Annotated in this window: 10 protein-coding genes and 1 pseudogene; 5 read left to right on the top strand and 6 right to left on the bottom strand. The window is 42.1% G+C overall.

Annotation, left to right across the window (positions count from 1 at the left end; translation table 11 throughout):
• Positions 1 to 300: 300 nt before the first annotated feature.
• From C1A47_RS09665 to C1A47_RS09655, 3 genes are all read left to right on the top strand, one after another.
• Entirely contained in the window at positions 301 to 1992 is a 1692-nt protein-coding gene (locus C1A47_RS09665; RefSeq protein WP_111894796.1) for a sensor domain-containing diguanylate cyclase, read from the top strand.
• A 120-nt stretch (positions 1993 to 2112) separates the two neighbouring features.
• On the top strand, positions 2113 to 3135 hold the full coding sequence (locus C1A47_RS09660; RefSeq protein WP_111894794.1) for a molecular chaperone DnaJ: 1023 nt from the start codon (positions 2113 to 2115) through the stop codon (positions 3133 to 3135).
• Between the two features lie 126 nt (positions 3136 to 3261).
• Positions 3262 to 3627 carry an endonuclease domain-containing protein gene (locus C1A47_RS09655; RefSeq protein WP_111894792.1) on the top strand — a complete coding sequence of 122 codons (366 nt, stop codon included), beginning with the start codon at positions 3262 to 3264 and terminating at the stop codon, positions 3625 to 3627.
• A 163-nt stretch (positions 3628 to 3790) separates the two neighbouring features.
• Here C1A47_RS09655 and C1A47_RS09650 read toward each other — a convergent pair whose 3' ends face one another.
• Positions 3791 to 4759, bottom strand: coding sequence for a hypothetical protein (locus C1A47_RS09650; RefSeq protein ID WP_162625933.1), 969 nt, complete (start codon positions 4757 to 4759; stop codon positions 3791 to 3793).
• A 66-nt stretch (positions 4760 to 4825) separates the two neighbouring features.
• Complete coding sequence (locus C1A47_RS09645) at positions 4826 to 7732, bottom strand: valine--tRNA ligase (RefSeq protein WP_111894788.1); 2907 nt, start codon at positions 7730 to 7732, stop codon at positions 4826 to 4828.
• Between the two features lie 127 nt (positions 7733 to 7859).
• Here C1A47_RS09645 and C1A47_RS09640 point away from each other — a divergent pair, with 127 nt between their 5' ends.
• On the top strand, positions 7860 to 8573 hold the full coding sequence (locus C1A47_RS09640) for a hypothetical protein (RefSeq protein WP_227539764.1): 714 nt from the start codon (positions 7860 to 7862) through the stop codon (positions 8571 to 8573).
• An 8-nt stretch (positions 8574 to 8581) separates the two neighbouring features.
• Complete coding sequence (locus C1A47_RS09635) at positions 8582 to 9385, top strand: SDR family oxidoreductase (protein WP_111894784.1); 804 nt, start codon at positions 8582 to 8584, stop codon at positions 9383 to 9385.
• Between the two features lie 121 nt (positions 9386 to 9506).
• Here C1A47_RS09635 and adeC read toward each other — a convergent pair whose 3' ends face one another.
• The 4 genes and pseudogenes from adeC to C1A47_RS09615 form a co-directional block, all read right to left on the bottom strand.
• On the bottom strand, positions 9507 to 10961 hold the full coding sequence (adeC, locus tag C1A47_RS09630; RefSeq protein ID WP_111894782.1) for an AdeC/AdeK/OprM family multidrug efflux complex outer membrane factor: 1455 nt from the start codon (positions 10959 to 10961) through the stop codon (positions 9507 to 9509).
• The gene (locus C1A47_RS09625; RefSeq protein ID WP_111894780.1) at positions 10961 to 14140 is read right to left on the bottom strand and encodes an efflux RND transporter permease subunit; all 3180 of its coding nucleotides are present in this window, start codon (positions 14138 to 14140) and stop codon (positions 10961 to 10963) included. The genes adeC and C1A47_RS09625 overlap by 1 nt, the downstream gene beginning before the upstream one ends.
• 12 nt (positions 14141 to 14152) lie before the next feature.
• The gene (locus C1A47_RS09620; protein WP_171294364.1) at positions 14153 to 15406 is read right to left on the bottom strand and encodes an efflux RND transporter periplasmic adaptor subunit; all 1254 of its coding nucleotides are present in this window, start codon (positions 15404 to 15406) and stop codon (positions 14153 to 14155) included.
• Positions 15393 to 16045: pseudogene (locus C1A47_RS09615) on the bottom strand (phosphatase PAP2 family protein). The gene C1A47_RS09620 and the pseudogene C1A47_RS09615 overlap by 14 nt, the downstream one beginning before the upstream one ends.
• Positions 16046 to 16161 lie beyond the last annotated feature (116 nt).

The following is a 16161-nucleotide window of genomic DNA, read 5'->3' as shown; positions in this document are numbered from 1 at the left end:
TATGAATCATGATGATTCGAGCACCCGAATTATTCCGACCAAATTAATCAAGTTTTGGTTTTATGTTGCTATTGAACAATGTTTTAATAGTCATGCCTAGAAGATGTTCAGTTTTGATCGGTTTTGAATCTCTCAAAATAGAAAAGTGAGTTCCCAAAATGTCATTTGACTATTTTCATCTCTGATAATTGTGTGGCTGAAAGGGCATTTTTTGATGCTGTGTTTGGGTTAAATGATGTAATACACGGCATAACTACTTTTTAAATTAAAACAATTGCTTATTTAAAGGGGCTGGTACGCGTGCTTCAAATAGACTCCTTTCGAAATCGTCTACTGATTTTATTTACAGGTTTAGCTTTTACTTTAGGCCTATGTATTACGCTGTATATTGGTCAAATTGCTTCAGCGCAAATGACCAAAGCCAATGGTCAAGCTTTATATATCTCAGCAAAGAATATCAGTAATACGCTGGCGACATCGTTGACGGAACGAGAGCGGGAAATGGTACTGCTCGGTCAGTCGCCATTTTTTGCGGAGGCCGATTTTCACAACCCGCGTGTTCAGATACAACTCGATCAGGTCAAAAAGTCCTATCAATATTATGCGTGGCTTGGCATAGCCAATCTTGATGGCAAGGTTGAGGTTGCAGCCAACCATCTGCTTGAAGGCGCAGACGTTTCAGAGCGTCCGTGGTTTATTAATGGTTCCAAACATGTCTATTTGGGCGATGTCCATAAAGCGGTATTGCTTGCCAAGCAGATTAAAGCGGTGAACCCGAATGAACCGATGCGCTTTATTGACTTTGCAACGCCGATTTATGACCCTGTGACGCACAAAGTCAAAGGGGTTCTTGCGGCACATGCTGACTGGAGTTGGGCAGGACATGTTTTAAATAGTGCACTTTCACAAGATGCGGTGGAGCAAGGCATTGAAGTATTTATTGTGAACTCCAGTGGTGACATTTTATATCCGTTTAAAAGTATTGGACAGGTTAAACCTCCTGCGTATAGCAAGCAGCGACCAATGTATTTTCTTGATCATTGGCATGAAGATAAAGCCTATTTAACCGTTGATATTCCAGTGGTCTCGAAAACCACGACCAATTTGGGGTGGCATGTGGTGATTCGCCAACCTGTGGCAATTGCTTTAATGAATGTTCGTTCGCTACAACATCAGATTTTGCTGATAGGTTTTATTCTTTCATTGGTGCTGCTATTCATTACTTATAAGCTCGCCAATAAGTTTAGCCATCCAATCGAAAAATTAGCGCAAAAGGCACATGCAGTTGAACAGGGTCAGGACAATGTGCACTTTGAAACCACAACCACCATTCGTGAAATTCAAGGCTTGTCACAATCTTTAGAAAGCATGACCGAAACCTTGTTGTCACAGCAGCAGCAGCTTCAAGACACCAATGCCAATCTGGAACAGAAAGTTGAAGAACGGACTCAAGCGTTAAAGCAAGCCAATTTAGAGCTGGAAAAACTGGCTCGTTATGATGCGTTGACAGGATTACACAACCGCCGTGCTTGCAATGCGTATTTGGACTATTTATTTGAGCAGTTGCACCGCTCTCAGCAAGTTTATGCCGTATTGCTGATGGATATCGACTTCTTTAAGAAAGTGAATGATACCTTCGGGCATGAAATGGGCGATTATGTCTTGCAAAGTGTGGCTAAATTGTTGCCAACAGCACTGAGAACGACCGATTTTGTCGCACGTTTTGGTGGTGAGGAATTTGTCGTTTTATTGCCAGATACATCGCTGAAAGGTGCAGTCGTTTTGGCTGAAAAAATCCGCCAAGTGATTGCAGATGCCGTCATTATTGATCATCACCCCATCACCATGAGTATCGGGGTGACTGTAGCAAGTCTAGAAGATGTCGATGTGAATACTGCCATTCGCCGTGCGGATAAAAACTTGTATTCTGCCAAGGAACAGGGGCGTAATTGTGTGGTGTCTTCAAAAGAACTCATCGAAGCGAGCGAATAGTCATTCTTTTGTTGAGCATGGGGCAGATCGCAAAATCACAATCAGCTCCATGCTTGTGTCTCGCTACTGCGTCACATTGCCAATCTTGCTATAGTGTTGCTTTTGCAAGTGTGATTGGCGATGACTTCTGATCTCAAAGTAACGATACAGAAAAAGACTGAACTTTCCCCACAGCAGAAAAAGCTCAATCGCCTGATCGACAAAATCGAACAGCAAAAAATCAGTCTGGTGACATGGCAAAATGCGCAGGATGAGATTCAGCAGCACACCCGCCAAAAACTTTACCCTGTCTATGCCGAATTGCATACGGTGCTGTTTCAGCAAATGCAGCAGCTTTGGAATATGCTGCATAGCCACGAATTTTCTAAAGCAGAAATACAGCAACTCGATGAGAAAATTGCCAGTCTTGGAAAGATCCTCAAACATTCTAAAGTTCTGTCTGCCGAGCAATATACTCAAGTTGCTCAAATAAATACCTTTTATCAGCAGGTTATAGCACAATCGAATGCTAAAAAAAGCAAAAAGTCGCAGAATGTCCGTCTAGAAAATCAGGAAACTCCTCAGCAAGATGAGTTTGATATAGAGCAAGACTTTGAACAATATGCTGCCGAGCAGCAACAGGCACGAGAACACGCCAAGCAGCAACGACTGCAACAAAAACGTGAGCAAGCGGAGCAGATGGCAGCTCAGTCTTTGAAAACCGTGTACTTAAAAATTGCTGCGATGATTCACCCTGACCGTGAACAAGATGAAAGCAAGAAAGCCGAAAAAACTGCGTTGTTTCAGAAGGCAAGTCAGGCGTATGAGCAGCAGGATTTGTTTTATTTACTGAAAATGCAGTTACAGCTTGAGCAGAATAAGAGCGTAACTTCAAAAGAACTCTCGCCTGAGCAAGTAAAGTTTTATCAGTTGGCATTGGATGCTCAAAGTCAGCAGCTTGAAAGCCAAATTGCGGAAATTTTAGATTCTTTTCAGTTAGCGAAGAATGTGAAAGCGGAGCATGTGCAGATCAGTGATGTGTATAAAGCCATAGATGCCGATTGTGCTGGGTTAAAGCAGCAGTTGAAGTGGGAAAAAGAGCGTTTAAAGCATATGAAAAAGGTGAGTGGTGTGGAGATGTTGTTGGGGCATGGGGCACTTTGATTTTCCCTCACCCCAACCCTCTGCCTGAGGGAGAGGGAGTAGCAAGTGATTATATGTCTGCATCAAATTTATAATGAACATTCCCTCTCCTTTTAGGAGAGGGCTAGGGAGAGGTAATAATAAAAAATGAAACTAGACCCACAATTATTAGAATTCGCTAAAACCATGCGGAGCAATGCCACAGATGCAGAACACCTCATGTGGCAACTACTTCGTGCTAAACGATTTATGAATCTTAAATTTCGCAGACAGCATGTGATTGCTCCCTATATTGTAGATTTTTACTGTCATGAGTTGGGATTGGTTATTGAGCTAGATGGTAGTCAGCACAATACGGAAGATGGAAAAACCTATGATGCTGAACGAACCAAGTTTTTAGAGGCTTTGGATTTAAAAGTTGTACGGTTTTGGAATCATGATGTATTGAAGAATATGGAAGCAGTTTTAGGGGATTTGTGGAGTATATGTTTTGGTTTAAAAGAGAACATGTAGTAAGTTCTCCTTCTCCCTTTGGGAGAAGGTTAGGATGAGGGATTGAAGTTATAATGGAAAAAATTCAGAAGTACCTCTCCCTAACCCTCTCCTAGGAGGAGAGGGGATTTTATCTGTATTAGTTCAAATCATCATTTGATAGATATTACTTGGTTCTCATATTTTAAATACAAACAGACATTGCACGGATTCTAAGAGCAGGGCCTTCTATATAAATATCCAGTAATAAGTTAATAATTGAGAAAACGGTATCTTTTAATTCTTTTAACTTGGAAATTTTATCTTCTAACACTTCTAAATTTTGAAGATTTTTTTTCGTCTCTACAAATACAGTTATACGCTCAACGATAGTTAATAAAGGTGTAATAATATTTCGTTGAAGCAAATTTATTCTTTCATCTGATGTAATGTTTTTAGTTATTTTGCCTATAACTGTGAAATTGCCATCGTTTAATTGAGACTTTAACTTACTTGGATCTATATTATCTAGGTCTAAATCTATTACACCTATACATTTATTATCCTTGAACATAAGCATTTCTAGTAAATTTGATTCTAAGTAGCTCTTTTCTAACTCTACAATTAGATTTTTAATGATCTCTATCAGGTCATTATTTAATGATTGTTGAGCTGATGGATTTCTCTTGTTTGTATTGTTAGTATTTTTTTTATTCAGAAGTGCCACGAAATATTTTAATTGAGGAGTAAGCATTTTTAATATTTGTAATAGCTCGAAGAAATCTACTGGTTGTAAATCTGCCTCAATAGATATATATGGTTTTTTCTTTAAGTTTTCCTCAAAATTTTTAAAATTATGGATTAAGCCTTCTTCATATAGCTTTTTGAGTGCTTTCATATGTATAGCACCTAAAGTAATATTTTTGACCGAATTTGATGAAAGACTAGAATTATTTCTTGTAATCAGGCCTGCATTGAGTTTCCCATCAGCCTGAGCTATTAAATCAACTATTCCATTTGTTTTGGCAGTACCTTCAATGTCTAGGTTTTTATCTGAATGATTTTCATCGGCTTGGTGAATTTCTTTACTTAACTCTATTCCATCAAATAGATAACTTGCACAGTTGAGTAACATCTTTTCATTAAGATAAATTGGTTCTAATAGTTCTTTCATTTTTAAAATAATAAAGGGCTGAATAATCAGCCCTTTATACACAAAATAGATTAAATTAACAACACCTTACAGCGCTGCAATCTGCTCCATATTCGCTTTAATTTTCGCTAACTGGTCAGCAAACTCAGCCAATTTCGCTTTTTCACCTTCAACGACAGCCGCAGGTGCTTTCGCTACAAAACCTTCATTGCCAAGTTTAGTCGCAATTTGGTCATGCTGCTTTTGAACTTTGTCTAAGTCTTTTTGTAAACGACCCAATTCCGCTTTCGGGTCAATTAAACCCTTCATTGGAACGAATACAGATACGTGACCCACAACAGATGAAGAAGACAATGGTGGTTGTTCAGCATCAGCCAAGAATGTAATGCTTTCCACTTTTGCTAAAGCTTTAAACAATGCTTCAATACGGGTGATCTGTGCTTTTTCAGCATCAGTGGTGTTTTGAAGCAACACTGGTAATAAACGCGCATTACCTAAGCCCATTTCACCACGGATGTTACGCACCGCACCAATCAGACCTTGCAGCCATTGCATATCTGCTTCAGCCTGTTCGTTTACACGCTCAGGGTTCGCAACAGGGTATTGCGCAAGCATAATGGTTTCGCCAGCAATACCGAGTTTCGGTGCAAGCGTCTGCCAAATTTCTTCAGTCAAATACGGCATAAGCGGATGCGCAAGACGTAAAGATGCTTCCATCACGGCAAGTAACACGCGACGAACTTCCGCTTTACGCTCTTCAGACACTTCAGCATCGTTCAGAACTGGTTTGGTTAACTCGACATACCAGTCGCAGTATTCATTCCAGATAAATTCGTAAATTGCTTGTGCAGCCAAGTCTAAACGGTAAGTCGCAAAGGCTTGTTGTACCGCAGCTTCGGCTTTTTGCAGACGGCTGATGATCCATTGTTCAGGCAATTCCCACAGATCAGGACGTGCTTCAGCACCAATCGTTTGACCTTCAACATTCATCATCACGAAACGGGTCGCGTTCCAGATTTTATTGGCAAAGTTACGGTAACCTTCAACACGTTTCATGTCGAACTTAATGTCACGACCAGTATTGGCTAGCGCACAGAACGTGAAACGAACCGCATCTGTACCGTAAGCCTGAATGCCTTCTGGGAATTCTTTACGAGTCGATTTTTCAATCTTCGCCGCTTGTTTCGGGTTCATCAAACCCGTAGTACGTTTTTGTACCAAGGTTTCAAGATCTACACCGTCAATCAAATCTAATGGGTCAAGTACGTTACCCTTAGATTTAGACATCTTCTGACCTTCGCCATCGCGTACTAAACCATGGACATACACAGTTTTGAACGGAACTTGCGGCGTACCATCTTCATTTTTCATGAAGTGCATGGTCATCATGATCATGCGCGCTACCCAGAAGAAGATAATGTCAAAACCAGTGACTAATACATCTGTCGGGTGGAAAGTCTTGAGGAAATAGTTTTCCGCATCTTTCTTGGCATCACCTGTCCAATCTAAAGTCGAGAACGTCCAAAGTGCAGATGAGAACCATGTATCCAATACGTCTTCATCTTGGTTCAATGCAACATCAGCAGGGATGTTGTTTTTCGCACGGACTTCTGCTTCGTCACGACCCACAAATACATTACCTTGTGCATCGTACCAAGCTGGAATACGGTGACCCCACCAAAGCTGACGTGAAATACACCAGTCTTGAATGTTGTTCATCCACGCCATGTACATGTTGCTGTACTGTTCTGGTACGAATTTGATGCGACCATCTTTCACCGCTTCAATCGCAGGTTCAGCCAGTGGTGCAATTTTTACATACCATTGGTCGGTCAATAATGGCTCAACAATCACGCCTGAACGGTCACCGCGTGGTGGCTTCAAGGTGTACGGTTGAATTTGATCTAACCAGCCTTCAGCTTCTGCTTGCTCAACCAATTTCTTACGTGCAGCAAAACGCTCTAAACCCACATAGTCAGCAGGGGCTGCGATGGTTTTAGAAATTTGCTCGCCCGCTTTGGCGATGTATTCAAACTCAGCCAATACTTCCGCATTTTTGTTGAAGATATTGATGATTGGGAGTTCGCAGCGTTTGCCGACTTCATAGTCGTTAAAGTCGTGCGCAGGGGTAATTTTTACACAGCCTGTACCGAATTCTTTGTCGACATATTCATCTTTAACGATTGGAACTGCACGACCTGTAATTGGCAGAATGATGTTCTGACCGACAAGGTGCGTATAACGCTCATCATCCAGTGCCACTGCAACCGCAGTATCACCGAGCAATGTTTCTGGACGCGTGGTTGCGACAACGATGTGATCTTTGCCATCGTGCGTGCGCAAGTTTTTATCTTCAAAGAAATATTTGAAGTGCCACAATGAACCGGCTTCTTCTTTGTCTGACTCAACTTCTAAGTCAGAAAGCGCGGTTTGCAGTTTCGGATCCCAGTTCACCAGACGTTTACCACGGTAAATCAAACCGTCTTCGTGCAGTTTTACGAAAACTTCTTTTACCGCATTAGATAAACCTTCATCCATGGTAAAGCGTTCACGAGACCAGTCTACTGAAGAACCTAAACGACGGATTTGACGAGTAATATTCCCGCCAGACTGTTCTTTCCATTCCCAAACTTTGTCGATGAACTGTTCACGACCCAAATCATGACGGCTGATATTTTGCGCAGCAAGTTGGCGTTCAACCACCATTTGGGTTGCGATACCCGCATGGTCAGTCCCGGGTTGCCATAAGGTATTTTTACCTGACATACGGTTGTAGCGTGTCAAGGCATCCATAATGGCATTGTTAAAACCATGACCCATGTGCAAGCTACCCGTGACATTTGGCGGCGGAATCATGATACAGAATGATTCACCTTGTTGAGATGGCTTAAAGTAGCCTTTCTCTTCCCAAGTTTGGTACCATTTTTTCTCGATCTCGGTAGGATCGTAAGTTGTAGCAATATTCTGAGCGGAATTCGCAGTTGCGTCAGTCATAGTTAACAGATCAAAAGTGCAAAAAAAATTGGTTTCATTGTAGCAAAAAAATCCACAAGATTAAGCTACAAAGCGTCGGCAATCTGCGGCATATCATGCGACAATGTTCAGTTAAGCGATAAATTGGATGTTTGAAGCAGGATTTTCTATGGGGTATGTGGTCAGTTTGCAGGTCAACCCGCAAAGTTATGCAGAGTTTTTGACATTACAACAGCAGTTCAATGCTGCAACCAAACATAAACTGGCACATGAATTGGGACAACTTCTTGCCGATGTTGCCGTACAAATTATCCAGCAGGTGTTTGTCGATTTGCTGATGCAGCAAAAGAAGCGTGTGCAGCGCCCAGAAGGGCATAAGATTGCCCAAGAGTCTGAAAAAGTCGTGCAGCATGTGCTCGATGCCTTAAAAAAATATTTACCGTGGTCGGTGGCGCTGCTTAGTAATGCGCGTTTGGCAGGCATTGTTAATTATTTTGCGGAATGTATTGTCTTGGAACAGGATCAGGTGTTTTTACGCTATCCTGTATCCGATGCATTGGTTGATCAAACTTTAACATTCATTCAAAAGATTCAGGCAGGTGATGCCAGTCAGATTAGTCCTGCCTTTCATGCACTGACTGAAATTATTGACCAAGGGGTGACACATCTCATTCGTATTCCCAAAGAAATGCTTGATTTTAACTTTGTGGTGGATAAAACCTTAAATGGCGTGATACAAATGACCACGCACATGGGCTATAAGCGTTTACAGGGACTGGGTAATGAAGTGGATTTACATGTTGCGCCCTATTATATAGAGCATTTCCTGAGGTTTTTGATTTTTGACGAGCATGTTCAATAAGGTACTTTATGAAAACACAAAATTTGCAAGATCAAGTGGTTTGGGTCACAGGGGCATCTTCTGGCATTGGACAGGCTTTGGCGATAGCCTTTGCTGAATTGGGTGCACAATTGGTTTTGTCTGCGCGTCGTGACAGTGAGTTGCAACGGGTCAAAGCATTGCTGCCAAATCAGGACAAGCATTTATGTATTCCGCTTGATATTACCAATGCAGGGCAAATTGAACAGGCTTTACAGCAGGTTTTGGCTGAAAAAGGCAAAATTGACTGGCTGATCAATAATGCAGGTCTCAGTCAGCGCGCACTGATTCAAGACACCTCAATGGAAACTGAACGAAAAATCATGGAAGTAGATTATTTTGCCCATGTGGCCATGACCAAAGCGGTTTTGCCGACTTTACTGAAGCAAAAATCTGGTCATGTGGTGTTTATTTCCAGTGTGGCAGGGCTGATCGGAACACAATATCGTGCGACTTATTCGGCAGCCAAAGCCGCGATTCATATGTGGGCAAACAGTTTACGTGCCGAGGTGGCTGCACAGGGTATTGATGTTTCAGTGGTGTTCCCAGGTTTTGTCAAAACCAATGTGTCACTCAATGCATTGACGGGTAACGGTGAAGCACAAGGTTTTCAAGATCAAGCGATTGAACATGGCTTGGATGCTGATGAGTTTGCTGAACAGACCGTGAAAGCATTATTGCAAAAGCAGGAATATATTGTGATTGGTGGGCGTAAGGAAAAACTGGGTGTGATGTTGTCTCGCTTAGCTCCAAGCATTTTGTATAAACAAATTCGTAAAGCTGAAGTGAAATAATCTAAGTTTGAAGAATATTGCTCATAAATTGGATACGTGAAAATCTGATCTGTAACTGTTTGAGCTAAACGAAAAGTCATAAAAAAGCCCACTTTAACGTGGGCTTTTTTATTGGAGAGAATTATTTTTTCTGATAACGCTCTGCACTTGAAGCAGGGTACTGTACCTGATCTGAAGTGTTGGCTTTTACACCACCACCGAGAGTTTTGTACAGTTCAATCTGATTATTCAGATTGGTCTGTTCAAGCGCAAGTAAACCTTGAGCCGCAGAGTAGTTGGAACGCTGTGCATCCAGTACCGTCAAGTAGTTATCAATCCCAGCACGGAAACGTGCTGTTGAAAGCGCATAGTTCTTGTTGGTCGCTTGAACCAGACTACGCTGTGCAGCCAAACGCTCATTGATGTGTGCACGGGTTGCCAATACATCATTCACTTCGCGGAAAGCGGTTTGAATCGATTTTTCATAAGCAGTCAAATACAGTTGTTGATCGACTTTTGAAATTTTGACATTGGTTTTACGTGTGCCCCAGTCAAAGATTGGGAGATCAAGCGTAGGTGCAAACTGCCAGATGGTTGAACCTGATTTGAACAAGTCGCTTAACTGGTAGCTTGCCAGACCCGCACTTGCAGTCAAGCTAATGGTTGGGAACATCGCTGCTTTAGCCGCCCCAATATTTGCACCTGCTGCACTTAACTGATATTCAGCCGACATAATGTCTGGACGGTTATTCAGCAAGTCACTTGGTAAACCAGCCGCCAATACTTTCTGTGAAGTGATTTGTTTCACGGTATCGGTTGGCAACAACTCGTTTGGCACAATTTTACCCACTAAGACATCTAGCAAGTTTTTCGCTTGTTCGAGTTGAGTTTGATAGTTCCCAACATCACTACGTGCGGTTTCAACAGAAATCTGTGATTGACGAAGTGGAACTTCGCTATCAATACCGACATCGAAGCGTTTCTTGTTAAGGTTATACGATTCTTGTTGAGCTTTCAGGGTTTGCTGAGCCAGTTTGAGGTTGGCATTGGCATACGAGTAGCTTACCCATGCTTCTGCAACCTGACTGATTAGGCTGATTTGGGTCGAGTCTTTGGCTGCACGAGTCGACAAATAGGTATCTAGCGCAGCATCTTTTAAACTGCGGACGCGTCCCCAGAAGTCTAATTCATACGATGTTACACCTAAACTTACTTGGTACAGTGAGTAAGGTTTCCAGCTTGAGCTGGCTGTTTGAGCACGCGTATAACTGACATCTGTACCCACAGTTGGTAACTGATTGAGTTCAGTGACGTGATATTGCAATTGCGCTTTTTGAATATTCAATGCAGCAGTACGCAAATCACGGTTATTTTCCAAACTCATTTCAATGACTTTCAACAGACGTGGGTCTGAGAAGTAATCTTTGTAGCCTTGCTCAGCAACAGATGTACCTGCCGTAGCTTTCGATGCAAACTGATTTGGAATATCAGGTTTTGCTACAGGCTCTGGCCCACGCATGCTTTGGCAGGCAGCCAAAGCAAACGCAAGTGTGGAGACGGCAATGCTACGACCTGTAAGAGACCATATGTTTTGCATCACGATTTATGCTCCTGAATATTTGTATTCTTTGGTTTGTATTTAAAAATACTACGAATCCAAACGAAGAATACAGGAATAAAGAAAATACCCAATAGTGTCGAACTAAGGACACCACCGATGACACCATAACCTACCGAGTGTTGGCTACCAGCACCAGCACCTGTAGACAGTGCAAGCGGTAATACACCAAAACCAAATGCCAATGTCGTCATAATAATTGGACGTAGACGCAATTTAGCAGCGTGCATAGTTGCTGTAAATAATTCCTCGCCTTTCTCTTGGAGCTCTTTGGCAAACTCTACAATCAAGATCGCATTTTTCGCAGAAAGACCAATTACAGCAACAATCGCGACTTTGAAGTAAATGTTATTGGATAAGTTAGGGTTTCCTAGCAGCTTCATGCCACAGTAAGTCAGCACAACCGCACCAATAAGGCCTAGTGGAACAACGAGAAGGACTGAAAATGGAATTGACCAACTTTCATAAAGTGCTGCCAAAATGAAGAATACAAGTAACAGTGATAATGCATACAATGCAAACGTTTGATTACCAGAATCCTGCTCTTCTAATGAAAGACCTGTCCACTCATAATCATAACCTTTAAAGCCCATAGATGGCAGCTTTTGCATGATTTCTTCCATGGCTTTCATTGCTTCGCCTGAACTTACACCAGCAGCAGGTGAGCCTTGGATGTTCACAGAAGAAACACCATTGTAACGCTCAAGACGTGGAGAACCATAAGTCCAGTGACCTGTTGCAAAGCTTGAGAAAGGCACCATTTGTCCGCTGGAATTTCGCACATACCATTTGTTTAAATCTTCAGGCATCATGCGGGAATCTGCTTGACCTTGTAAGTAAACTTTCTTGATACGACCACGGTCAACAAAGTCATTTACATAGCTACTACCCCAAGCAATACTCATCGTATTGTTGATATCACTCACTGTTACGCCTTGAGCAGTTGCTTTGGCCTGATCAATGTCGATTTTATACTGAGGCGTATCTTGCATACCATTTGGACGTACAGCCATAAGACGTTTATCTTGTGCAGCCAATCCTAATATTGCATTACGGGCAGCCATGAGTTTTTCATGACCCTGACCATTGGCGTCCTTTAACATGAAGTCAAAGCCTGAACTTACACCGAGTTCTGGCATCGCAGGTAACTGTAATGGGAAGATCATAGAGGCATCTTTGATCATGCCATTCAGCGCCATTGAACGACCAATGAGCGCACCGATCTGTGTTTCTGGTGTTTTACGCTGGCTCCAGTCTTTTAACTTAACAAAGTTAAGACCTTGGTTTTGTCCCTGACCTGTGAAGGAGAAACCTGCAACACTAAATACTGACTGTACACTGTCTTTCTCTTGATTTAAGAAATGCTGTGTAATGGTATCGAGTGTCTTGGTTGTTCTCTCTAGGGTTGCGTTATTTGGTAGCTGAACTAACGTCATAATCACGCCCTGATCTTCATCAGGAAGGAATGATGTTGGTAACGCTTTAAACAAGAACCCTAAGATGCCAATAATAACAGCATAGAACAACCCTGAAAGAAGTTTGCTATGCGTCATACGGCCTACACCGTTCTGATAGCTATGCGATAATTTGTCAAAGCTATGGTTAAAGCCACGGAAGAACCGAGCAACAATACTGTTACTTTCAGGTTTATTTGGATCATGCTGTTTGAGGATGGTTGCACATAGTGCAGGTGTAAAGGTCAGTGCAATGACTAAAGATAAAATCATGGCAGAGACGAGCGTTAGTGAGAACTGACGATAAATTACACCTGTCGTACCACTGAAGAAGGCCATTGGGAAGAATACGGCAGTCAAAACACTGGTAATACCAATCAATGCCCCTGTAATTTGCCCCATCGACTTTTCGGTCGCCGTGACAGGATCCAGATGTTCTTCCTGCATGACACGTTCGACGTTTTCCACGACAACAATCGCATCATCCACCAACAGACCAATCGCCAGTACCATGGCAAACATGGATAACGTATTAATTGAGAAACCAAACAGGTTAATAATTGCAAACGTACCCAGTACAACCACTGGAACTGCCAAAGTTGGAATAATGGTTGCTCGCCAGTTTTGTAAGAACAAGAACATGACGATAAACACTAAAACAATCGCTTCAACAAGGGTATGAACCACGTTTTCAATCGAAAGTTTTACGAATGGTGTTGTATCGTAAGCAATATCGTCTTTTAAACCAGCAGGGTAGTTTGGACGCAATTTTTCTAGCGCAGCTTCAACATTTTTTGCTGTGTCTAATGCATTTGCACCTGTTGCTAAACGAATTGCAATACCACCAGCAGGTTTACCATTGAATTTTGATTCAAACTGATAGTTTTCAGCACCAAGTTCAACACGTGCAACATCTTTGAGAAGAACTTTTGCACCAGATGACGTTGTTTTAACAATGATATTTTCAAACTGCTCTGGCGTTTGAAGCATACCTTGTGTATTCACGGTTGCATTAATCACCTGACCTTTAACAGCAGGTGCACCACCGATTTGACCGACAGAAATTTGTGAGTTCTGTGCAGTAATTGCAGAGCTAACATCACTTGGTGTCAATTGATAGTTGGTCAATTTTGCTGGATCTAGCCAAATACGCATTGCATATTGACCACCAAAGACTTGAACCTCACCAACCCCTTGGACACGGCTTAAAGGATCTTTAATGTTTGAGTTTACATAGTCTTTAATGTAGGCATCAGACAAACTGTTGTTTGGTGAATAGAATGCAATTACTTGCAAGAAACTTGCACCAGATTTTTTGATGGTAATGCCCTGACGTTGTACAGCTTCAGGCAAAGAGGCTGTTGCTGTTTGCACTTTGTTCTGTACTTGAACTTGCGCAATATCAGCATTAACACCTTGCTTAAAGTTTACATCGATAGTAACAGAACCATTAGACATACTCTGTGAGCTGATATAGCGTAGGCCATCCAGTCCGTTGAGCTGCTGTTCAATCACCTGAGTTACTGTATTTTCAATCGTTTCAGCCGAAGCACCAGTATAAGTTGCAGAGATACTAATCTTAGGTGGTGCAATGGTTGGATATTGTGCAATAGGCATTTGCGTCAAGGAAATGATCCCTGCCAGCATAATGACTAATGCAATCACCCATGCAAAAATTGGGCGATGAATAAAAAAGCGAGCCATTCAATCTACCCCTTAAGCATGTGCTTGCTGTTTAGATGAGCTTTGGGCTTGTGAAGCAGCATTTGCTGGTTTTGGAACTGGGTTGTTGGGTGTTGTTGCAGGCGCTGCCACAGGTTGATACGGTGTGGTTTTGACTTCCTGACCTTCTTTGATTTTTGCAACGCCATCGACTACGACTTTGTCGCCTGATTTTAAACCACCAGTGACAATCCAGTTTTGACCTTGAGTACTTGAAGTTTGGATGATGCGTGTTTCTACAACCCCTTTCGCATTGACTACAAATACTGTCGCTTGACCTGCTGGTGTACGAGAGACCGCAATTTGTGGCACAAGGTAGGCATTTGGAATCACACCTTCCACAATTTGCGCTGTTGTATACATACCAGGAAGGAGCAAGTGATCAGGGTTCGAGAATACTGCACGAATCGTAATGCTGCCTGTGCCGCTATCAACACTGGCATCAGCAAATGCTAAATTACCTTCAGTGCTATAGAAGCTGCCATCTTCAAGTTTGAGTTTGACCTTGGCATTGTTACTGTTGTCTAGGCTGCCTTTTTTCAATTCTTGGCGTAGACGTAACAAGTCACTACTTGACTGGGTAATGTCGACATAAATCGGGTCTAGACGCTGGATTTTGACCAAAGCATCACTTTGTCCTGCGGTGACGAGTGCACCCGCAGTGAACGATGAGCGGTCAGTTTGACCTGAAATCGGTGCGCGAATCGTTGAGTATCCAAGATTGATTTGAGCCGTATCTAATGCTGCACGTGCTGCTTCGACTTGGGCTTTAGCAACTTTCACTTCACCAACGAGGTCATCATAGTCCTGTTTGGCAACAGCATTAATGCCAACCAACTGGTTATAACGATTCATCTTGGTGGTCAAGCTATTCAAGTTTGCTTCTTGTTGAAGCAAAGATGCTTTAGAGTTTTCTACACTGGCACGGTTAGCACGAGAGTCAATTTGATAAAGTGGTTGCCCAGCTTTGACATAACTGCCTTCTGCAAATAGACGTTTCAAGATAACACCGCCAGTTTGAGGTCGAACCTCTGAGACTTCATAAGGCGATGTTCGACCTGCGAGTTCAACTGTTTTTTCCACATTTTGCGGTTGCGCAACAATAACACCAACTTCAACCATTGGTGCTTGTTGGGAAGCGGCAGCTTGCTGCGCATCCTTTTTGTCATTGCTACAACCAACAAGTGCGATACTTGTTGCTAATGCGCAAGCAGTAAGGGTTGGAACCCAAAGCTTAGCTGACATCATTCTTCCACCTCTTTTAGATTTTTTCTAAAAATGAAATTACTGTTTACTCACGTGAATCCGTTTGAATCCAAGCCAGATGAGGGCAGTCCAAAAACAGCCTATTCCCCAACCAGCCAATACATCTGTTGGGTAGTGTACGCCTAAATATACTCTTGAAATTCCCATAAATATGAACCAGATGCAGGACATCAGTGCAATACTGTGGAAATGTTGATGCTGTTGGTAAATCATGATTGCAAGGCATGCAAGTGTGGCTGCATATACGCTATGAGCACTGGGAAAAGATGCACCATAACTATTGACCATATGGTAAATGGAAGCGGGACGTGGACGATTAAAAGACCACTTTAAAATCCAGCCAAAAATACCACTTCCAGTTACAGCGAATATGATCGTGAAGGCTAACGCATAGTGTTGAATACGGAACCAATATACACACCAAAGTGTGGTAAATATCAATACAAAAGGCATGCCACCAACATAAGACAAACACTTTGCAATGGGATCTAACCACTCAATTCGATGCTGGCTCAATATTCTGACAATTTGATTATCTAAGATTTGAGTGTGCGTCAAATTCAGTACACTGACACTGAAAATAAAAAAAACACAACCAATACAGAGTATTAGATAGGGCATGCAGAAACCTTGCAATTTAGGTTAACAAACATCGGCATTTTAGAGTTGTAAAGTGTACTTTCCAGTACACTTTTTTTCAAGTCTGAAAATTTATAGTAATTTTATTTCAAGTTTTT

Origin of the sequence: Acinetobacter sp. MB5, from assembly GCF_003261585.1 — a bacterium.
In the GTDB taxonomy this organism is placed as follows: domain Bacteria; phylum Pseudomonadota; class Gammaproteobacteria; order Pseudomonadales; family Moraxellaceae; genus Acinetobacter.
The sequence above is the reverse complement of the archived record's forward strand: the minus strand, read 5'-3'. Positions and strand labels throughout refer to the sequence as shown.